General features: G+C 64.6%; 13 protein-coding genes. 11 read left to right on the top strand and 2 right to left on the bottom strand.

Annotated elements, in window-relative coordinates; translation table 11 throughout:
- The first annotated feature begins 95 nt into the window (after positions 1-95).
- The gene (locus ACOZK4_RS05355) at positions 96-1,031 is read left to right on the top strand and encodes an AEC family transporter (protein ID WP_421590872.1); all 936 of its coding nucleotides are present in this window, start codon (positions 96-98) and stop codon (positions 1,029-1,031) included.
- Here the strand turns inward: ACOZK4_RS05355 and ACOZK4_RS05360 are convergent.
- A complete protein-coding gene (locus ACOZK4_RS05360) occupies positions 1,013-2,659 on the bottom strand; it encodes an acyl-CoA dehydrogenase family protein (RefSeq protein WP_421590873.1) in 1,647 nt (548 codons plus the stop codon). The two genes, ACOZK4_RS05355 and ACOZK4_RS05360, sit on opposite strands and share 19 nt — an antisense overlap.
- 172 nt (positions 2,660-2,831) lie before the next feature.
- Here ACOZK4_RS05360 and ACOZK4_RS05365 point away from each other — a divergent pair, with 172 nt between their 5' ends.
- The 4 genes from ACOZK4_RS05365 (at position 2,832) to dprA (ending at position 6,910) form a co-directional block, all read left to right on the top strand.
- On the top strand, positions 2,832-3,773 hold the full coding sequence (locus tag ACOZK4_RS05365; protein WP_313524210.1) for an aspartate carbamoyltransferase catalytic subunit: 942 nt from the start codon (positions 2,832-2,834) through the stop codon (positions 3,771-3,773).
- Positions 3,770-5,062, top strand: coding sequence for a dihydroorotase (locus tag ACOZK4_RS05370; RefSeq protein WP_421590874.1), 1,293 nt, complete (start codon positions 3,770-3,772; stop codon positions 5,060-5,062). The genes ACOZK4_RS05365 and ACOZK4_RS05370 overlap by 4 nt, the downstream gene beginning before the upstream one ends.
- 88 nt (positions 5,063-5,150) lie before the next feature.
- On the top strand, positions 5,151-5,756 hold the full coding sequence (gene plsY / locus ACOZK4_RS05375) for a glycerol-3-phosphate 1-O-acyltransferase PlsY (protein WP_421591208.1): 606 nt from the start codon (positions 5,151-5,153) through the stop codon (positions 5,754-5,756).
- A gap of 2 nt (positions 5,757-5,758) precedes the next feature.
- Positions 5,759-6,910, top strand: a complete 1,152-nt coding sequence (dprA, locus tag ACOZK4_RS05380; protein WP_421590875.1) for a DNA-processing protein DprA — start codon at positions 5,759-5,761, stop codon at positions 6,908-6,910.
- Here dprA and ACOZK4_RS05385 read toward each other — a convergent pair.
- A complete protein-coding gene (locus ACOZK4_RS05385) occupies positions 6,842-7,096 on the bottom strand; it encodes a hypothetical protein (protein ID WP_421590876.1) in 255 nt (84 codons plus the stop codon). The genes dprA and ACOZK4_RS05385 overlap by 69 nt on opposite strands.
- Positions 7,097-7,355: 259 nt before the next feature.
- Between ACOZK4_RS05385 and topA the strand changes: the two genes are divergently transcribed.
- The 6 genes from topA (at position 7,356) to rpmG (ending at position 15,008) form a co-directional block, all read left to right on the top strand.
- A complete protein-coding gene (gene topA, locus ACOZK4_RS05390; RefSeq protein WP_421590878.1) occupies positions 7,356-10,037 on the top strand; it encodes a type I DNA topoisomerase in 2,682 nt (893 codons plus the stop codon).
- Between the two features lie 4 nt (positions 10,038-10,041).
- Complete coding sequence (gene rnr, locus ACOZK4_RS05395) at positions 10,042-12,393, top strand: ribonuclease R (RefSeq protein WP_421590879.1); 2,352 nt, start codon at positions 10,042-10,044, stop codon at positions 12,391-12,393.
- A gap of 26 nt (positions 12,394-12,419) precedes the next feature.
- Positions 12,420-12,893 carry a DUF983 domain-containing protein gene (locus ACOZK4_RS05400; RefSeq protein WP_421590880.1) on the top strand — a complete coding sequence of 158 codons (474 nt, stop codon included), beginning with the start codon at positions 12,420-12,422 and terminating at the stop codon, positions 12,891-12,893.
- Complete coding sequence (locus ACOZK4_RS05405) at positions 12,890-13,549, top strand: NUDIX hydrolase (protein WP_421590881.1); 660 nt, start codon at positions 12,890-12,892, stop codon at positions 13,547-13,549. Before ACOZK4_RS05400 ends, ACOZK4_RS05405 begins: the two co-directional genes overlap by 4 nt.
- Before the next feature lie 13 nt (positions 13,550-13,562).
- Positions 13,563-14,747, top strand: coding sequence for an MFS transporter (locus tag ACOZK4_RS05410; protein ID WP_421590882.1), 1,185 nt, complete (start codon positions 13,563-13,565; stop codon positions 14,745-14,747).
- 93 nt (positions 14,748-14,840) lie between these two features.
- On the top strand, positions 14,841-15,008 hold the full coding sequence (rpmG, locus tag ACOZK4_RS05415; protein WP_003547442.1) for a 50S ribosomal protein L33: 168 nt from the start codon (positions 14,841-14,843) through the stop codon (positions 15,006-15,008).
- Positions 15,009-15,116 lie beyond the last annotated feature (108 nt).

Genomic DNA, 15,116 nt, shown 5'->3' on the forward strand with positions numbered 1-15,116 from the left:
CATGGGTGCCTTTCGGGGCGCCCGGCGGCCGGCCTCTTGCCACGGCGCACGGGGCATGGAATGAGCACATATCTCCCCTCGCCCGATCCGGTTCCATGCTCCCTATCTTCGAAAGCATTCTGCCCGTCTTCCTGCTCGTCGTGTTGGGAGCCTTTCTCAAGCGCTGGCGGCTGATCGACCGGGACATGTGGAACGGGCTTGAACAGCTCGGCTTCTTCGTGCTGTTCCCCTCGCTGCTTTTCACCACGCTTGCCAATGCCGAATTTTCCGGCATGGCGGCCGGCAGGATAGCCGTCGGCTCCATCGGTTCAGTGACTTCGATCGCAGCGGTGCTCGCGCTGTGCTGGCCGCTCTTCCGCACCGCCGGCGTGTCGGCACCCACCTTCACCTCGGTCTTCCAGACCTCCACGCGCTGGAACGCCTTCATCGCCCTCGCCATCGCGGAAAAGCTTTACGGCGCGCAGAGCCTCACCCTCGTCGCGCTGGTCGCGACGCTGATCATCATCCCGATCAATCTCTACAATATCGGCATGCTCGTCTGGTTCGGCGGCGGAACGCGCAGCCTGAAAACCTTCGCGCAGAAGATCGTGACCAACCCGATGATTATCGGCTCGGTACTCGGCGTCGCTGTCAACCTGCTCGGCATCGAGATCTACAAGCCGTTGATGCAGACCGCCGAGCTGGTGGCGGATACCTCGCTCAGCCTCGGCCTCATCATGGTGGGCGCCGGGCTGAAGCTTGCCGATGCGCTGAAACCGCGCCCACTGGCGCTTCTGCCGGTCGTGCTGAAACTCGTCTTCATGCCGCTGGTCATGACGGGCGCCGCCTATGCGCTCGGCATGCGCGGCGAGCCGCTTTTGACGATCGCGATGGGCGCGAGCGTGCCGACAGCGATGAATGGTTATGTGCTGGCCAAGCAGATGGGCGGCGATGCACCCTTCTACGCCGCCGTCGCGACGCTGCAGACCATCGCCTCGTTCTTCACCATTCCGATGGTGCTGGCGACGACGGCTTATCTGGCCGGCGGGTAGAGCAGATCGACGATATAGGCCGAGTCGAAACGCGAATCGAGCATGCCATAGGTCGAGCGCCAGCCGGAGGCGAGACGTGTTTCCAGGAAGGCATCGGCGACGCGGCCGGCACCGGCGCGGTAGAGCTCGGCGGCGGCAGCGGCGAGCGCCAGCTGCTCGACCAGCATGCGGGCAGCGCCCTCGTCACGCTCGCAGAGCGACAGGCAGGCGCGCAGCACATCCACCGTCTTCTTGCCGGCAGTGCCGAGATCGCGCGCAAGCCCGGCGAACAGCATTTCGAACAGGTCCCTGCCCCGGCCGATGACGCGCATCAGGTCGAGCGCCATGACATTGCCGGAACCCTCCCAGATCGCATTGACCGGTGCCTCGCGGTAATGCCGCGCGATCGGCCGCTCCTCGACATAGCCGCTGCCGCCGATGCACTCCATCGCTTCATAGATGAGTGCCGGCGCGATCTTGCAGCACCAGTATTTCACGACCGGCGTCATGATGCGGGCATAGGCGGCATCCTCCGCGCTGTCGCGCGCCTTGTCGAAGGCCTCGGCGAGACGCAGCGTAAGCGCCGTGGCGCCGGCGACGTCGAGCGCCATGTCGGCGAGCACGCGCGTCATGATCGGCTGGGCGACCAGCGGTTTGCCGAAGACATTGCGGCCCCGTGCGTGATGCACGGCTTCCGCAAGCGAGGCGCGCATGATGCCAGAGGAGGCGAGCGCGCAGTCGAGCCGCGTCAGCGTCACCATGTCGAGGATCGTGCGGATTCCGGCATCGGGGCTCCCCAGCAGGAAGCCGAACGTCTCGGAGAATTCCACCTCGGACGAGGCGTTGGAGCGGTTGCCGATCTTGTCCTTGAGGCGCTGGAAGCGCAGGCCGTTGCTGGCGCCGTCCTCCAGAAGACGCGGCACGAGGAAGCAGCCGGTGCCCTCGCGGGTCTGCGCCAGCATGACGAAACCATCGCTCATCGGCGCCGACAGGAACCATTTGTGGCCCGTCAGCCGGTAGATGCCCTCGCCGACGCGCTCGGCCTTGGACGTGTTGGCGCGCACATCCGTGCCGCCCTGCTTTTCCGTCATGCCCATGCCGATGGTGATGGCGCTCTTCTGCATGGCCGGCTTGTTGGCGCTGTCATATTTGCGCGACAGTATCTTGCGGCCCCATTCGCGCTGCACCTGTGGTGATGCGGAAAGAGCAGCGACCGAGGCGCTTGTCATCGTCAGCGGGCAGAGATGGCCGCATTCGAGCTGCGCCGTCAGGTAGAAGCGCACGGCGCGCGCCTTGTGCGCCCGGCCCTGCTCGTCGGCGACGTTTTCCCAAAGCGAGGAATGCAGGCCGCTCGCCATGGAGCGGCGCATCAGCGCGTGCCAGGCCGGATGATAGTCGACGACATCCAGGCGCTCGCCGCGCGGGCCGTGGGTGCGCAGCTGCGGCACGCCCTCATTCGCCATGCGCGCCAGCTCCTGCGCTTCCGGCGAGGTCACGTAGCGGCCGATCGCATCGAACTCGTCGCGCAGGCCCTTCGGCATCGCATCGGTGGCATCCACCAGGAGCGGATCGGAGCGATAGGCGTTGATGCCCGACCAGAGCGGCGGCTGGTTGAGATCGGCGAGTTTCTGTTCGGTGTCACGAGTCATGAGCGGGTTCTAGCCCAAGTCGCGGGCGGGCGAAACGGGGCGTTCGGCCGCGCGGCACCGTTGCGAACACAAAAGCGTGGGAATGCGTGGATGCCGGGCCGCTTCGCCTTGCCGCAGCGGAACCGACGCTCTATAGACCCCGCGTATCCAACGACAGTTGAGGCGGAGTTCCATGGACTTCTTTCCGCATCGCCACCTTCTCGGCATCAAGGGGCTGACAGAGCAGGACATCACCCTGCTGCTCGATCGCGCCGACGAGGCGGTCAAAATCTCCCGGCAGCGGGAAAAGAAGACGTCGACGCTTCGCGGCCTGACGCAGATCAATCTCTTCTTCGAAGCCTCCACCCGCACGCAATCGTCCTTCGAGCTGGCCGGCAAGCGGCTCGGCGCCGACGTTATGAACATGTCGGTCGGCAATTCCTCGGTCAAGAAGGGCGAAACGCTGATCGACACGGCGATGACGCTGAACGCCATGCATCCCGACGTGCTGGTGGTGCGCCACTCCTCCGCCGGTGCCGCCGCCCTTCTGGCGCAAAAGGTCTCCTGCTCGGTGGTGAATGCCGGCGACGGCCAGCATGAGCATCCGACGCAGGCTTTGCTCGACGCGCTGACCATTCGCCGTGCCAAGGGCAAGCTGTCGCGCATCATCGTCGCCATCTGCGGCGACGTGCTGCATTCGCGCGTCGCGCGCTCGAACATCCTGCTGCTCAACGCCATGGGTGCCCGCGTGCGTGTCGTCGCACCGGCGACGCTGCTGCCATCGGGCATCGCCGATATGGGCGCGGAGGTCTATCACTCGATGGCGGAAGGCCTGAAGGATGCCGATGTCGTGATGATGCTGCGCCTGCAGCGCGAGCGCATGTCCGGCGCCTTCGTGCCCTCGGTGCGCGAATATTTCCACTATTACGGCCTCGACGCGGAAAAGCTGAAGGCGGCCAAGGAAGACGCGCTCGTCATGCATCCCGGCCCGATGAACCGCGGCGTCGAAATCGCCTCCGAGATCGCCGACGGTCCGCAAAGCGTGATCGAGCAGCAGGTCGAGATGGGCGTCGCCGTCCGCATGGCCGTGATGGAAACGCTTCTTCTTTCGCAGAACCAGGGTGTCAGCGCATGACCCGCACGACCGTCCTGAAAAACCTCCGCATCCTCGACCCCTCGCGCAATCTCGATGAAAAGGGTTCCATCGTCATCGAGAACGGCAGGATTGCCGCCATCGGCGCCGGCGCGCAGAACCAGGGCGCGCCCGAAGGCGCAGACGTGGTCGATGGCCGCGGCATGATCGCTGCTCCCGGCCTGGTCGATGCCCGCGTTTTCGTCGGCGAGCCCGGCGCGGAACACCGCGAGACCATCGAATCCGCCTCGCGCGCGGCAGCAGCCGGCGGCGTCACCACCTTCATCACCATGCCAGACACCGATCCTGTCATCGACGATATCGCGCTGGTCGAGTTCGTGCTGAAGAACGCCCGCGACAAGGCCATCGTCAACATCCACCCCGCCGCCGCCCTGACCAAGGGGCTGGCCGGCGAGGAGATGACCGAATTCGGCCTGCTCCAGGCCGCCGGTGCCGTCGCCTTCACCAATGGCCGCAACCCGATGCACAATGCGCAGGTGCTGCGTCGCGCCATGACCTATGCGCGCGAATTCGGCAGCGTCATCGCACTCGAAACCCGCGACAAATATCTGGGCGCCGGCGGTGTGATGAACGAGGGGCTGCTGGCGAGCTGGCTCGGCCTTTCCGGTAGCCCACGCGAAGCCGAACTGATCCCGCTCGAACGGGACCTGCGCATCGCCGGCCTGACGCGCGGCAAATATCACGCCGCACAGATCTCGGTACCGGAATCGGCGGAAGCGGTGAAGATCGCCCGTGAGCGCGGTGCGAATGTCACCTGCGGCGCGTCGATCAACCATCTGACGCTGAACGAAAACGACATCGGCGAATACCGCACCTTCTTCAAGCTCTCCCCGCCGCTGCGCGGCGAGGACGACCGCAAGGCCATGGTCGATGCGCTGGCCCGCGGCGAGATCGACATCATCGTCTCCTCGCACGACCCGCAGGACGTCGATACCAAGCGCCTGCCCTTCGCCGATGCGGCCGACGGTGCCATCGGCCTCGAAACCATGCTGGCGGCCGCGCTGCGGCTCTACCACAGCGGTGAAGTCCCGCTGATGCGGCTCATCGATGCGCTCTCCACGCGGCCCGCAAAAATCTTCGGCCTCGATGCGGGCACGCTGGCGCCGGGTGCGAAGGCCGATATCGTGCTGATCGATCCCGACGAGCCCTGGCTTGCCACGAAGGAACGCTTCGTCTCACGCTCCAAGAACACGCCGTTCGAAGATGCCCGCTTTACGGGACGCGCGGTTAGCACCTATGTTGCCGGCGAACGGGTGCATTCGCTGGATTGATGCATTTGGGGCGGAAGGGACGCCGCCCCGTATCGGTCCCGCCGGCATCCGCCGCAATGAAATCTCGGGGGAGAACCACGTGTCCGACATCTTCACCTGGCAGCTCGGCACGCTGCCGACACTCGCTGCCCTCGCCTTCGGCTATGTTCTCGGCTCCATTCCCTTCGGCCTGATCCTCACACGCATGGCAGGCCTCGGCGACGTGCGCCAGATCGGCTCGGGCAATATCGGCGCGACGAACGTGCTGCGCACCGGCAACAAGAAGCTCGCCGCCGCAACGCTTCTCCTCGATGCCCTCAAGGGCACCGCCGCTGCCGCCATCGCATCGCGCTGGGGGCTCGACGCGGGCATTGCCGCGGGCTTTGCAGCCTTCCTCGGCCATCTCTTTCCCGTCTGGCTCGGCTTCAAGGGCGGCAAGGGCGTTGCGACCTATGTCGGCTTGCTGCTTGGTCTCGTGCCCGTCATGCTCGCGGTCTTCGCCGCCATCTGGATCGGCCTGGCGTATCTGACGCGTTACTCTTCTCTTTCAGCGCTAGTTGCAACGGCCGCATCTCCGGTTGTATTGTGGTTTCTCGGTCACGAGAAGGTGGCACTGCTCTTTCTCGTGCTCACCATCATCACCTGGTGGAAACACAGCGCCAATATCGGCCGCCTCATGAGCGGCACGGAAAGCAAGATCGGCAGCAAGGGGTAGCCATGGACGACCGCAGCGCAAGGACAAGGGGAATTGCGCTGACGGAAAAACAGAGGATCGCCTGGCTGCGGCTCATCCGCAGCGATAATGTCGGTCCGGTCACCTTTCGAGAGTTGATCAACCATTTCGGCAGCGCCGAGACTGCACTTGAGATGCTGCCGGAACTGTCCCGCCGCGGTGGCGCGTCCCGCAGCATCCGCGTCGCCTCCAGGGCGGAGGCGGAACGCGAACTGGAGATTGCCGAACGGCACGGCGCCACCTTCATCGGCATCGGCGAGCCCGACTATCCGCCGCTGCTGCGCCAGATCGACGGCGCCCCGCCCCTTCTTGCCGCCAAGGGCAACCGCAAGGTGACGTCGGCACCGGCCGTCGGCATCGTTGGCGCCCGCAATGCCTCGATCTCGGGCATGAAGTTCGCAGGGTTGTTGGCGCGGGACATCGGCCGTGCGGGTTATTCCATCGTTTCGGGCCTGGCGCGCGGCATCGATACCGCCGCCCATCGTGCCAGCCTCGAGACCGGCACGATCGCCGCCATGGCCGGCGGTCTCGACAAGCCCTACCCACCGGAAAACATCGGCCTGCTGAATGAACTCACCGACGGCGAAGGCCTCGCCGTCAGCGAAATGCCCTTCGGCTGGGAACCGCGCGCCCGCGATTTTCCCCGCCGCAACCGATTGATCGCCGGCATGGCGCTCGGCCTCGTCGTGGTGGAGGCGGCCGTGCGCTCCGGCTCGCTGATCACGGCGCGGAATGCCGCGGATTTCGGCCGGCTGGTCTTTGCGGTGCCCGGCTCGCCGCTCGACCAGCGTTGCGAAGGCACCAATGGCCTGCTGAAGGACGGGGCGACGATCACCACGACACCGGAGGATGTGCTGGAGGGGCTGCGGCCGCTTGCCGAACCCGACCTCTTCTCCCCCCGCCCCGATGCGCGGGAACCGGGAGAGGATACGCCGCCCGCCCTGCGGCTGCCGCCGAGCGATGGCGACCGGGAGAGGATCGCCGAGGCGCTGAGCCAGGTGCCGGCCGAGATCGACGAGATCATTCGCCATACCGGCATCAACGCGGCGACCGTCTATCTCGTTCTGCTAGAACTTGACCTTGCCGGCCGCCTTCAGCGGCATGCCGGCGGCGGCGTCTCGATCACGCCGGATTGAGAACGGGCGCAGGCCGGACTGGATGTCGCCGGCCTCGACATAGGCCATCTCGATCAGATAGCGCAGCATATCGGCCCCCTCGTTGGCGGCGACGGTACGCAGCTCGCCGAGCATCTGCCTGATATAGGCGACGTTCTCTTCAGCGGTATGCGGCGGGAGCATGGGCTTGGCTGGTTTCGAATTCATGACTTATCCGTTGTGCCAGTAATCTGGAATCACTGATAGGTTGTAATTCCTACACCTAGGAAACGATACAACGATTATTTATAATTGCAACCACGGATTAAGCTCGCTTTGGTTGCATGGCGTTGTATCTCACTAAATTCACCCCTACCTCTTGACCCGAACGCTTTCCCTGTTCATGTCGAAACACGACTTTCCGGCGCGAGATGCGCCCTTCACCGCGTGAGACAAGCCGCGGCGCGTGGTATCAGAGAAAATGACGATGAATGTTGTAGTTGTGGAATCGCCCGCCAAGGCCAAGACGATCAACAAATATCTTGGCCCGGGCTACAAGGTGCTTGCCTCCTTCGGCCACGTGCGCGATCTGCCGGCCAAAGACGGCTCGGTGCTTCCGGACGAAGACTTCGAAATGCTGTGGGAAGTCGATAGCGCATCGGCCAAGCGCATGAAGGACATCGCCGATGCGGTGAAGGATTCCGACGGCCTCATTCTCGCGACCGACCCGGATCGCGAGGGTGAAGCGATCTCCTGGCACGTGCTCGACGTGCTGAAGAAAAAGCGGGTTCTGGGTGACAAGCCCGTCCAGCGCGTCGTCTTCAACGCCATCACCAAGTCGGCAGTGCTGGAAGCGATGAAAAACCCGCGCGATATCGATACGCCGCTGGTCGATGCCTATCTCGCCCGCCGCGCGCTCGATTACCTCGTGGGCTTCAACCTGTCGCCGGTGCTGTGGCGCAAGCTGCCGGGCGCCCGCTCGGCCGGCCGCGTGCAGTCGGTGGCGCTGCGCCTGGTCTGCGACCGCGAATCCGAGATCGAGCGTTTCGTCTCAGAAGAATACTGGAACATTTCCGCCCTTCTGAAGACGCCGCGCGGCGACGAGTTCGAGGCCCGTCTCGTTTCGGCCGAGGGCAAGCGGCTGGCGCCGCGCGCCGTCGGCAATGGCGAAGAGGCAAACAGTCTGCGCACGCTGCTCGACGGCGCGTCTTATCGCGTCGAGAGCGTCGAGGCCAAGCCCACCAAGCGCAACCCGTCACCGCCCTTCACCACCTCCACGCTGCAGCAGGCTGCATCGTCCAAACTCGGCTTCTCGGCCTCGCGCACCATGCAGGTCGCGCAGAGGCTCTATGAAGGCATCGATATCGGCGGCGAGACGGTCGGTCTCATCACCTATATGCGTACCGACGGCGTGCAGATGGCACCCGAGGCGATCGACGCGGCGCGCAAGGCCGTCGGCGAGCAATTTGGCGCACGCTACGTGCCGGAAAAGGCCCGGATCTACTCCACCAAGGCGAAGAACGCCCAGGAAGCCCACGAGGCGATCCGCCCTACCTCCTTCGACCGCACGCCCGACCAGGTAAAACGTTACCTCGATCCGGACCAGCTGAAGCTCTACGACCTCGTCTGGAAGCGCGGCATCGCGAGCCAGATGGCATCCGCCGAAATCGAGCGCACGACGGTCGAGATCGAGGCCGAGAATGGCGGCCGCAAGGCTGGCTTGCGCGCCACCGGTTCCGTCATCCGCTTCGACGGCTTCATTGCCGCCTATACCGACCAGAAGGAAGACGGCGAACAGTCCGACGATGGTGACGACGACGGCCGCCTGCCCGAAATCAATGCCCAGGAAAAGCTCGCCAAGCAGAAGGTGAATGCGACCCAGCACTTCACAGAGCCGCCGCCGCGCTATTCCGAAGCCTCGCTCATCAAGAAGATGGAAGAACTCGGCATCGGCCGCCCGTCGACCTATGCCGCGACGCTCGCCACGCTGCGCGACCGCGAATATATCGTCATCGACAAGCGCAAGCTGATCCCGGAAGCCAAGGGCCGTCTCGTGACGGCCTTCCTCGAAAGCTTCTTCACGCGCTATGTCGAATACGACTTCACGGCGGACCTTGAAGAGAAGCTCGACAAGATTTCCGCGGGCGAGCTCGACTGGAAGCAGGTTCTCCGCGACTTCTGGAAGGACTTTTTCGCGCAGATCGAGGACACCAAGGAACTGCGCGTCACCAACGTGCTCGATGCGCTGAACGAAGAACTGGCGCCGCTCGTCTTCCCGAAGCGCGACGACGGCAGCGATCCGCGCATCTGCCAGGTGTGCGGCACCGGCAAACTGTCGCTGAAGCTGGGAAAATTCGGCGCCTTCGTCGGCTGCTCGAACTATCCGGAGTGCAATTTCACCCGCCAGCTCTCGGCCGATAACGGCTCGGATGCGGAGGCTGCCGCCTCCAACGAGCCGCAGAGCCTCGGCAAGGATCCGCATACCGGTGAAGAGATCACGCTGCGTTCGGGCCGTTTCGGACCCTATGTCCAGCGTGGAGACGGCAAGGAGGCGAAGCGCTCGAGCCTGCCGAAGGGCTGGACGCCGGCCAGTATCGACCATGAGAAGGCGCTCGCGCTGCTCTCGCTGCCGCGCGATATCGGCCAGCATCCCGAATCCGGCAAGATGATCTCGGCGGGCCTCGGCCGCTATGGACCGTTCCTGCTGCACGACGGCGGCTATGCCAATCTCGAAACCGTCGAGGACGTGTTCTCGATCGGCCTCAACCGCGCCGTCACCGTCATCGCCGACAAGGCGTCGAAGGGTCCAGGCGGTCGCGCGCGCGGTACGCCGGCGGCGCTGAAGACACTGGGCGACCATCCCGACGGCGGCCCGATCACCGTGCGCGACGGCAAGTACGGCCCCTATGTCAATTGGGGCAAGGTCAACGCCACCCTGCCGAAGGGCAAGGCCGCCGACAGCGTGACGATGGAAGAAGCACTCGTGCTCATCGCCGAAAAGGCCGGCAAGATGCCTGCCAAGGGCGGCAAGGCCAAGGCCCCCGCCAAGGCGAAGACCACGAAGGCAGCCAAGTCCAGCGAGACCAAGTCCGACGAGACGAAGGCCGCGAAGCCGAAGGCGAAGGCTGCGGCCAAGCCCAAGGCTGCAGCAAAGGCAAAGAAGGCCTAAGGACATGACGAAAGCACCACGCAGCCGGGCAGGACAAACGAAACGGCCCGGCCGCGCGGGCCGTGACGCTGCGCCCGCGGACGAAACGCCGATCATCCACGGCGCCATCCCGCCGCGCGACGTGCTGTTGCGCTTCATCGCGGATCACCCGGAACAGGCCTCCAAGCGCGAGATCTCCAAGGCGTTCGGCCTGAAGGGTGAGACACGCGTGGAGCTGAAGGCGCTGCTCAAATCCTTCGAGGAAGACGGCCTTCTCGAAAAGCGCCGCAAGTCGCTGGTGCGTCCCGGCGCCCTTCCCCCCGTCACGGTTCTCGACATCACCACGCGCGATGTCGACGGCGAGCTGATCGGCCGTCCGGCGGAATGGCTCGACGATGCCGGTGTGGCGCCGGCCGTGCTCATCCGCCAGTCGGGCGGTGCACACAAGGACAAGGCGCCCGTCGCCGGCCTCGGCGACCGGGTGCTCGCCAAGACCTTCCCGGCCAAGGAGCGAGGTGGCCCGGCCTATACGGCGCGGATCATCAAGGTTCTCGATAAGAAGAAGAACTCCGGCATGGGCGTGTTCCGCACCATGGCGGGCGGCGGCGGGCGCATCATGCCGATCGACCGCCGTGGCGACGAGATGGACGTCGATGCCGAATTCACGGCGGGCGCCAAGGATGGCGACCTCGTGGAGATCGATGTCGTGCGCATGGGTCGCTACGGCCTGCCGCGCGCGCAGGTCAAGAGCGTGGTCGGTTCCGTCGCCTCGGAAAAGGCGATCTCGATGATCGCCATCTACGCCCACGGCATTCCCCATGTCTTCCCGGATGCGGTCATCCGCGAGGCGGAGGCCGCGGGTGCAGCGACCATGGCGCATCGCGAGGACTGGCGCAGCCTCCCCCTCATCACCATCGACCCGGCCGATGCCAAGGACCACGACGACGCCGTCTATGCCGAACCGGACACGTCCCCCGATAATCCGGGCGGCGTGATCGTCACCGTCGCGATCGCCGATGTCAGCTACTATGTCCGCCCCAAGTCGGCGCTCGACCGCGAGGCGCAGAAGCGCGGCAATTCCGTCTATTTTCCCGACCGCGTCGTGCCCATGCTGCCGGAGCGCATTTCCAACGACCTCTGCTCGCTGAAGGAAGGCGTGGACCGTCCGGCGCTCGCCGTGCGCATGGTCTTTTCGCATGAGGGCCGCAAGGCCAGCCACACCTTCCATCGCATCATGATGAAGAGTGCCGCCAAGCTCTCCTACCAGCAGGCCCAGGCGGCCATCGACGGCGCGCCCGACGACAAGACCGGCCCGATTCTCGAGACGATCCTGAAGCCGCTCTGGGAGGCCTATCGCATCATGACGGTCGGCCGTAACCGTCGCCAGCCGCTAGAACTCGACATGCCCGAGCGGAAAATCCTGCTGAAGCCCGACGGCACCGTCGACCGGGTCTTCGTGCCGCCGCGTCTCGATGCGCACAAGCTCATCGAGGAGATGATGATCCAGGCCAACGTCTCGGCCGCCGAGACGCTGGAGAAGAAGAAGCAGCCCCTGATCTACCGCGTGCACGACGCCCCCTCGCTTGCCAAGCAGGAGGTGCTGCGCGAATTCCTGCAGACGCTCGACATCTCCCTCGTCAAGGGCGGCAACATGCGCTCGAACCATTTCAACGGCATCCTCGCCAAGGTGGTGGATCAGCCGTTCCAGGAGATGGTCAACCAGATGGTGCTGCGCTCGCAGAGCCAGGCGATCTACAGCCCCGAGAATATCGGCCACTTCGGCCTGAACCTCATGAAATACGCCCACTTCACCTCGCCGATCCGCCGCTATGCGGACCTGATCGTGCATCGTGCGCTGGTGGGCTCGCTCGGGCTCGGCGAAGGCGGCATCACGCCGGATGAGGAGGCCGCGCTCGACGATATCGCGGCCGAGATCTCGACCTTCGAGCGCCGCGCCATGGCGGCCGAACGCGACACGGTCGACCGGCTGATCGCCCATCATCTCGCCGAGCGTGTCGGCGAGGAATTCGACGGGCGCGTCTCGGGTGTTACCAAGGCGGGACTTTTTGTCACCCTGCCCGAATATGGTGCCGACGGGTTCGTGCCTATATCTATGCTCGGACGCGACTACTATATCTACGACGAGGCGCATCAGGCTCTGTCCGGGGAAAAGACCGGGCTCGGCTACCGCCTCGGCGATACGGTGCGCGTCAAACTCGCGGAAGCGGTGCCGCTTGCCGGTTCGCTCCGGTTCGACATGTTGAGCGAAGGACGCAAGATGCCGACGGCGGTGCGTTCCTTCCACAAGTCGGGCCGGCGCAAGGGCAGCGAAACCCGCCGCCAGCCGGGCACGCGCCCGCCGCGCGGAAGACGCTGAACAGTTCCGGCAGGGAAGGACAAGACATGCAGGCGAACGAGACCAACGGCGGAACGTTGCATTTCGGCGATACCGCAAGCAACGGTACGACGGAGCGGCCGGTGGCCCGCGCCATCAAGCGCGGCATGCTGAACCGCTGCCCGGCCTGCGGCACCGGCCGCCTGTTCAAGTCCTTCCTCAAGCCGGTCGAAAACTGCGCGGCCTGCGGCGAAGACTATACGCATCAGCGTGCCGACGACCTGCCACCCTATCTCGTCATCACCATCGTCGGCCATATCGTTCTCGGCGGCTACATGGCGACGGATCTCGTCTGGCCGCTCACCACCTGGCAGCATCTTGCCATCTGGGCGCCGATCACCATCATCCTTTCCCTCATCATGCTTCAGCCCGTAAAGGGCGGGACGATCGGCCTGCAATGGGCTGTGAGGATGCATGGCTTCGGCGAAAAGCCCGATGCCGACGAGGATGCAGCCGCCGCTTACCAAGACAAAACAGCATGACACCTGTCCGTCCCGTCGATGCAGCCTCCATTCTGCTTCTCGACCGGTCGGGCGGGACGATACGGGTGCTGGTCGGCAAGCGTAGCAGCAGGCATGTCTTCATGCCCGACGTCTACGTCTTTCCCGGCGGCCGGCGCGATGCGGGCGATCGTCTCGTTTCCATTGCAGGCCCCCTCAACCCCTTGGCGCTGGAGCGTATGGCCGTGCGCGTGCCGCGATGTTCCGGCTCGCGGCTGCGCGCCCTTGCCGTCGCAGCGCTGCGGGAGCTTTACGAGGAAGCGGGGCTGAGCGTCGGCGTGCCCTGTGCCGAGGCGCAAGAAGGCGAACTGCCGTTCCGCCCCGACCTCTCGCACCTGCGCTTCCTGGCCCGCGCCATCACGCCCACGGGCATGGTGCGGCGGTTCGATACACGCTTCTTCACGCTCTTTGCCGACGAGGCCGGCATCGACCCCTCGGGTGCTTCGGCCAGCCATGAGCTCGAGGATGTGCGCTGGGTGGATATTTTTGACCATGAGGGCATCGAGATGCCCGACATAACCGTCTTGATCCTTGAAGAGCTTCAAAAAAGCATTCAGGAAGACAAATCTCTCCCCTTCGGAAGGCCGGCACCGCTCTATCGCAACAAGGGTGGGCACTTCCTCCGGGATCTGCTTTAGGGGTCGACCGCATATGACGCAGCCGCAATCCGGCACCTCCGGCCCGCTGGAGCATATCCACTGGCGATCGCTCATCGCAGCCGTTGCCGCCATTTCCGCTGTCGGCATCGCCATCGGCCTCGGCCTGCCGTTGCTCTCCATCATCATGGAAAAGCGCGGCATTTCTCCCACGATGATCGGCATCAACTCGGCCATGGCCGGTGTTGCCGCCATGGCCGCGGCCCCCTTCACCACCCGTATGGCGCATGCCTGGGGCACATCGACGACGATGCTGCTGGCGATCCTGCTCTCGGCGATCAGCGGGCTCGGCTTCTACTATATCGAGAATTTCTGGCTGTGGTTCCCGCTGCGCCTCGTCTTCCATGGCGCGATCACCACGCTGTTCATCCTGTCCGAATTCTGGATCAACGCCGCCGCCCCTCCGCGCCGCCGCGGCCTGGTGCTCGGCATCTATGCCACGGTGCTGTCGCTCGGCTTCGCCACCGGGCCCCTGCTCTTCTCCATCCTCGGCAGTGACGGCGTGCGACCGTTCGCGGTCGGCGCCCTGATCATTCTCGTCGCCGCCATTCCTATCTTCATCGCCCGCGGCGAAAGCCCCGTCATCGACGAGAAGCCGGAGCTGCATTTCATGCGCTACATCCTTCTCGTGCCGACGGCGACGGCGGCCGTCTTCATCTTCGGCGCGGTGGAGGTGGGCGGCCTGTCGCTTTTCCCGATCTATGCCACGCGGGCGGGCTTCAGCGAGCCGCAGGCGGCGCTCCTGCTCACCGTCATGGGCATCGGCAACATGGCCTTCCAGATCCCGCTGGGCATGATTTCCGACCGCATGAAGGACCGCAGGCGCCTTCTCACCATCATGGCCGTGATCGGCCTCGTGGGTGCGCTGTCGCTGCCCTGGGTGTCGCAGAACTGGCTTCTGATGGCGGTCGTGCTGCTGCTCTGGGGCGGCTGCGTGGCCGGCCTCTATACGGTCGGCCTCAGCCATCTGGGCTCGCGACTCGTCGGCGCGGACCTTGCGGCAGCCAATGCGGCCTTCATCTTCTGTTATGCCGTCGGCACGGTTGTCGGTCCCCAGGCGATCGGTGCGGCGATCGATGTCTCCGGCAATGACGGTTTTGCCTGGGCAATTGCGGCCTTCTTCGGCTTTTACCTCGTACTTTCTCTGGGCCGGATGGTTTTCCGGCCGAAACGGGGTTGACTTTTCGGGCGCGATTTGTAGTTTCCGCCCAGATTTAAGCCGTAGAGCAGACTGGCTGTCCGCGGCTTCGTTTTTGATAAAGGCAGGACGACCATGGCCAAGGCTACCACCATCAAGATCAAGCTGCTGTCGACGGCCGACACCGGTTTCTTCTACGTAACGACGAAGAACAGCCGCACGATGACCGACAAGATGACCAAGACCAAGTATGATCCGGTCGCGAAGAAGCACGTCGAATTCAAGGAAACCAAGATCAAGTAATCTTGGGAGCCTTTTCAGGTTCGCAAAGGCGCTGGACGGAAACGTCCGGCGCCTTTGCTTTTTTAGACTTGCGAAATACAACCTGACCGAGGTCATGGAATCAAAAAC

It is taken from the genome of Shinella sp. M27 (assembly GCF_049199905.1).
Taxonomy (GTDB): Bacteria; Pseudomonadota; Alphaproteobacteria; order Rhizobiales; family Rhizobiaceae; genus Shinella.

Bases quoted from the DNA above. Each gene is read 5' to 3' on its own strand.
- ACOZK4_RS05355 (WP_421590872.1), top strand. From the start codon at position 96: ATGCTCCCTATCTTCGAAAGCATTCTGCCCGTCTTCCTGCTCGTCGTG.
- ACOZK4_RS05360 (WP_421590873.1), bottom strand. From the start codon at position 2,659: ATGACTCGTGACACCGAACAGAAACTCGCCGATCTCAACCAGCCGCCG.
- ACOZK4_RS05365 (WP_313524210.1), top strand. From the start codon at position 2,832: ATGGACTTCTTTCCGCATCGCCACCTTCTCGGCATCAAGGGGCTGACA.
- ACOZK4_RS05370 (WP_421590874.1), top strand. From the start codon at position 3,770: ATGACCCGCACGACCGTCCTGAAAAACCTCCGCATCCTCGACCCCTCG.
- dprA (WP_421590875.1), top strand. From the start codon at position 5,759: ATGGACGACCGCAGCGCAAGGACAAGGGGAATTGCGCTGACGGAAAAA.
- ACOZK4_RS05385 (WP_421590876.1), bottom strand. From the start codon at position 7,096: ATGAATTCGAAACCAGCCAAGCCCATGCTCCCGCCGCATACCGCTGAA.
- topA (WP_421590878.1), top strand. From the start codon at position 7,356: ATGAATGTTGTAGTTGTGGAATCGCCCGCCAAGGCCAAGACGATCAAC.
- rnr (WP_421590879.1), top strand. From the start codon at position 10,042: ATGACGAAAGCACCACGCAGCCGGGCAGGACAAACGAAACGGCCCGGC.
- ACOZK4_RS05400 (WP_421590880.1), top strand. From the start codon at position 12,420: ATGCAGGCGAACGAGACCAACGGCGGAACGTTGCATTTCGGCGATACC.
- ACOZK4_RS05405 (WP_421590881.1), top strand. From the start codon at position 12,890: ATGACACCTGTCCGTCCCGTCGATGCAGCCTCCATTCTGCTTCTCGAC.
- ACOZK4_RS05410 (WP_421590882.1), top strand. From the start codon at position 13,563: ATGACGCAGCCGCAATCCGGCACCTCCGGCCCGCTGGAGCATATCCAC.
- rpmG (WP_003547442.1), top strand. From the start codon at position 14,841: ATGGCCAAGGCTACCACCATCAAGATCAAGCTGCTGTCGACGGCCGAC.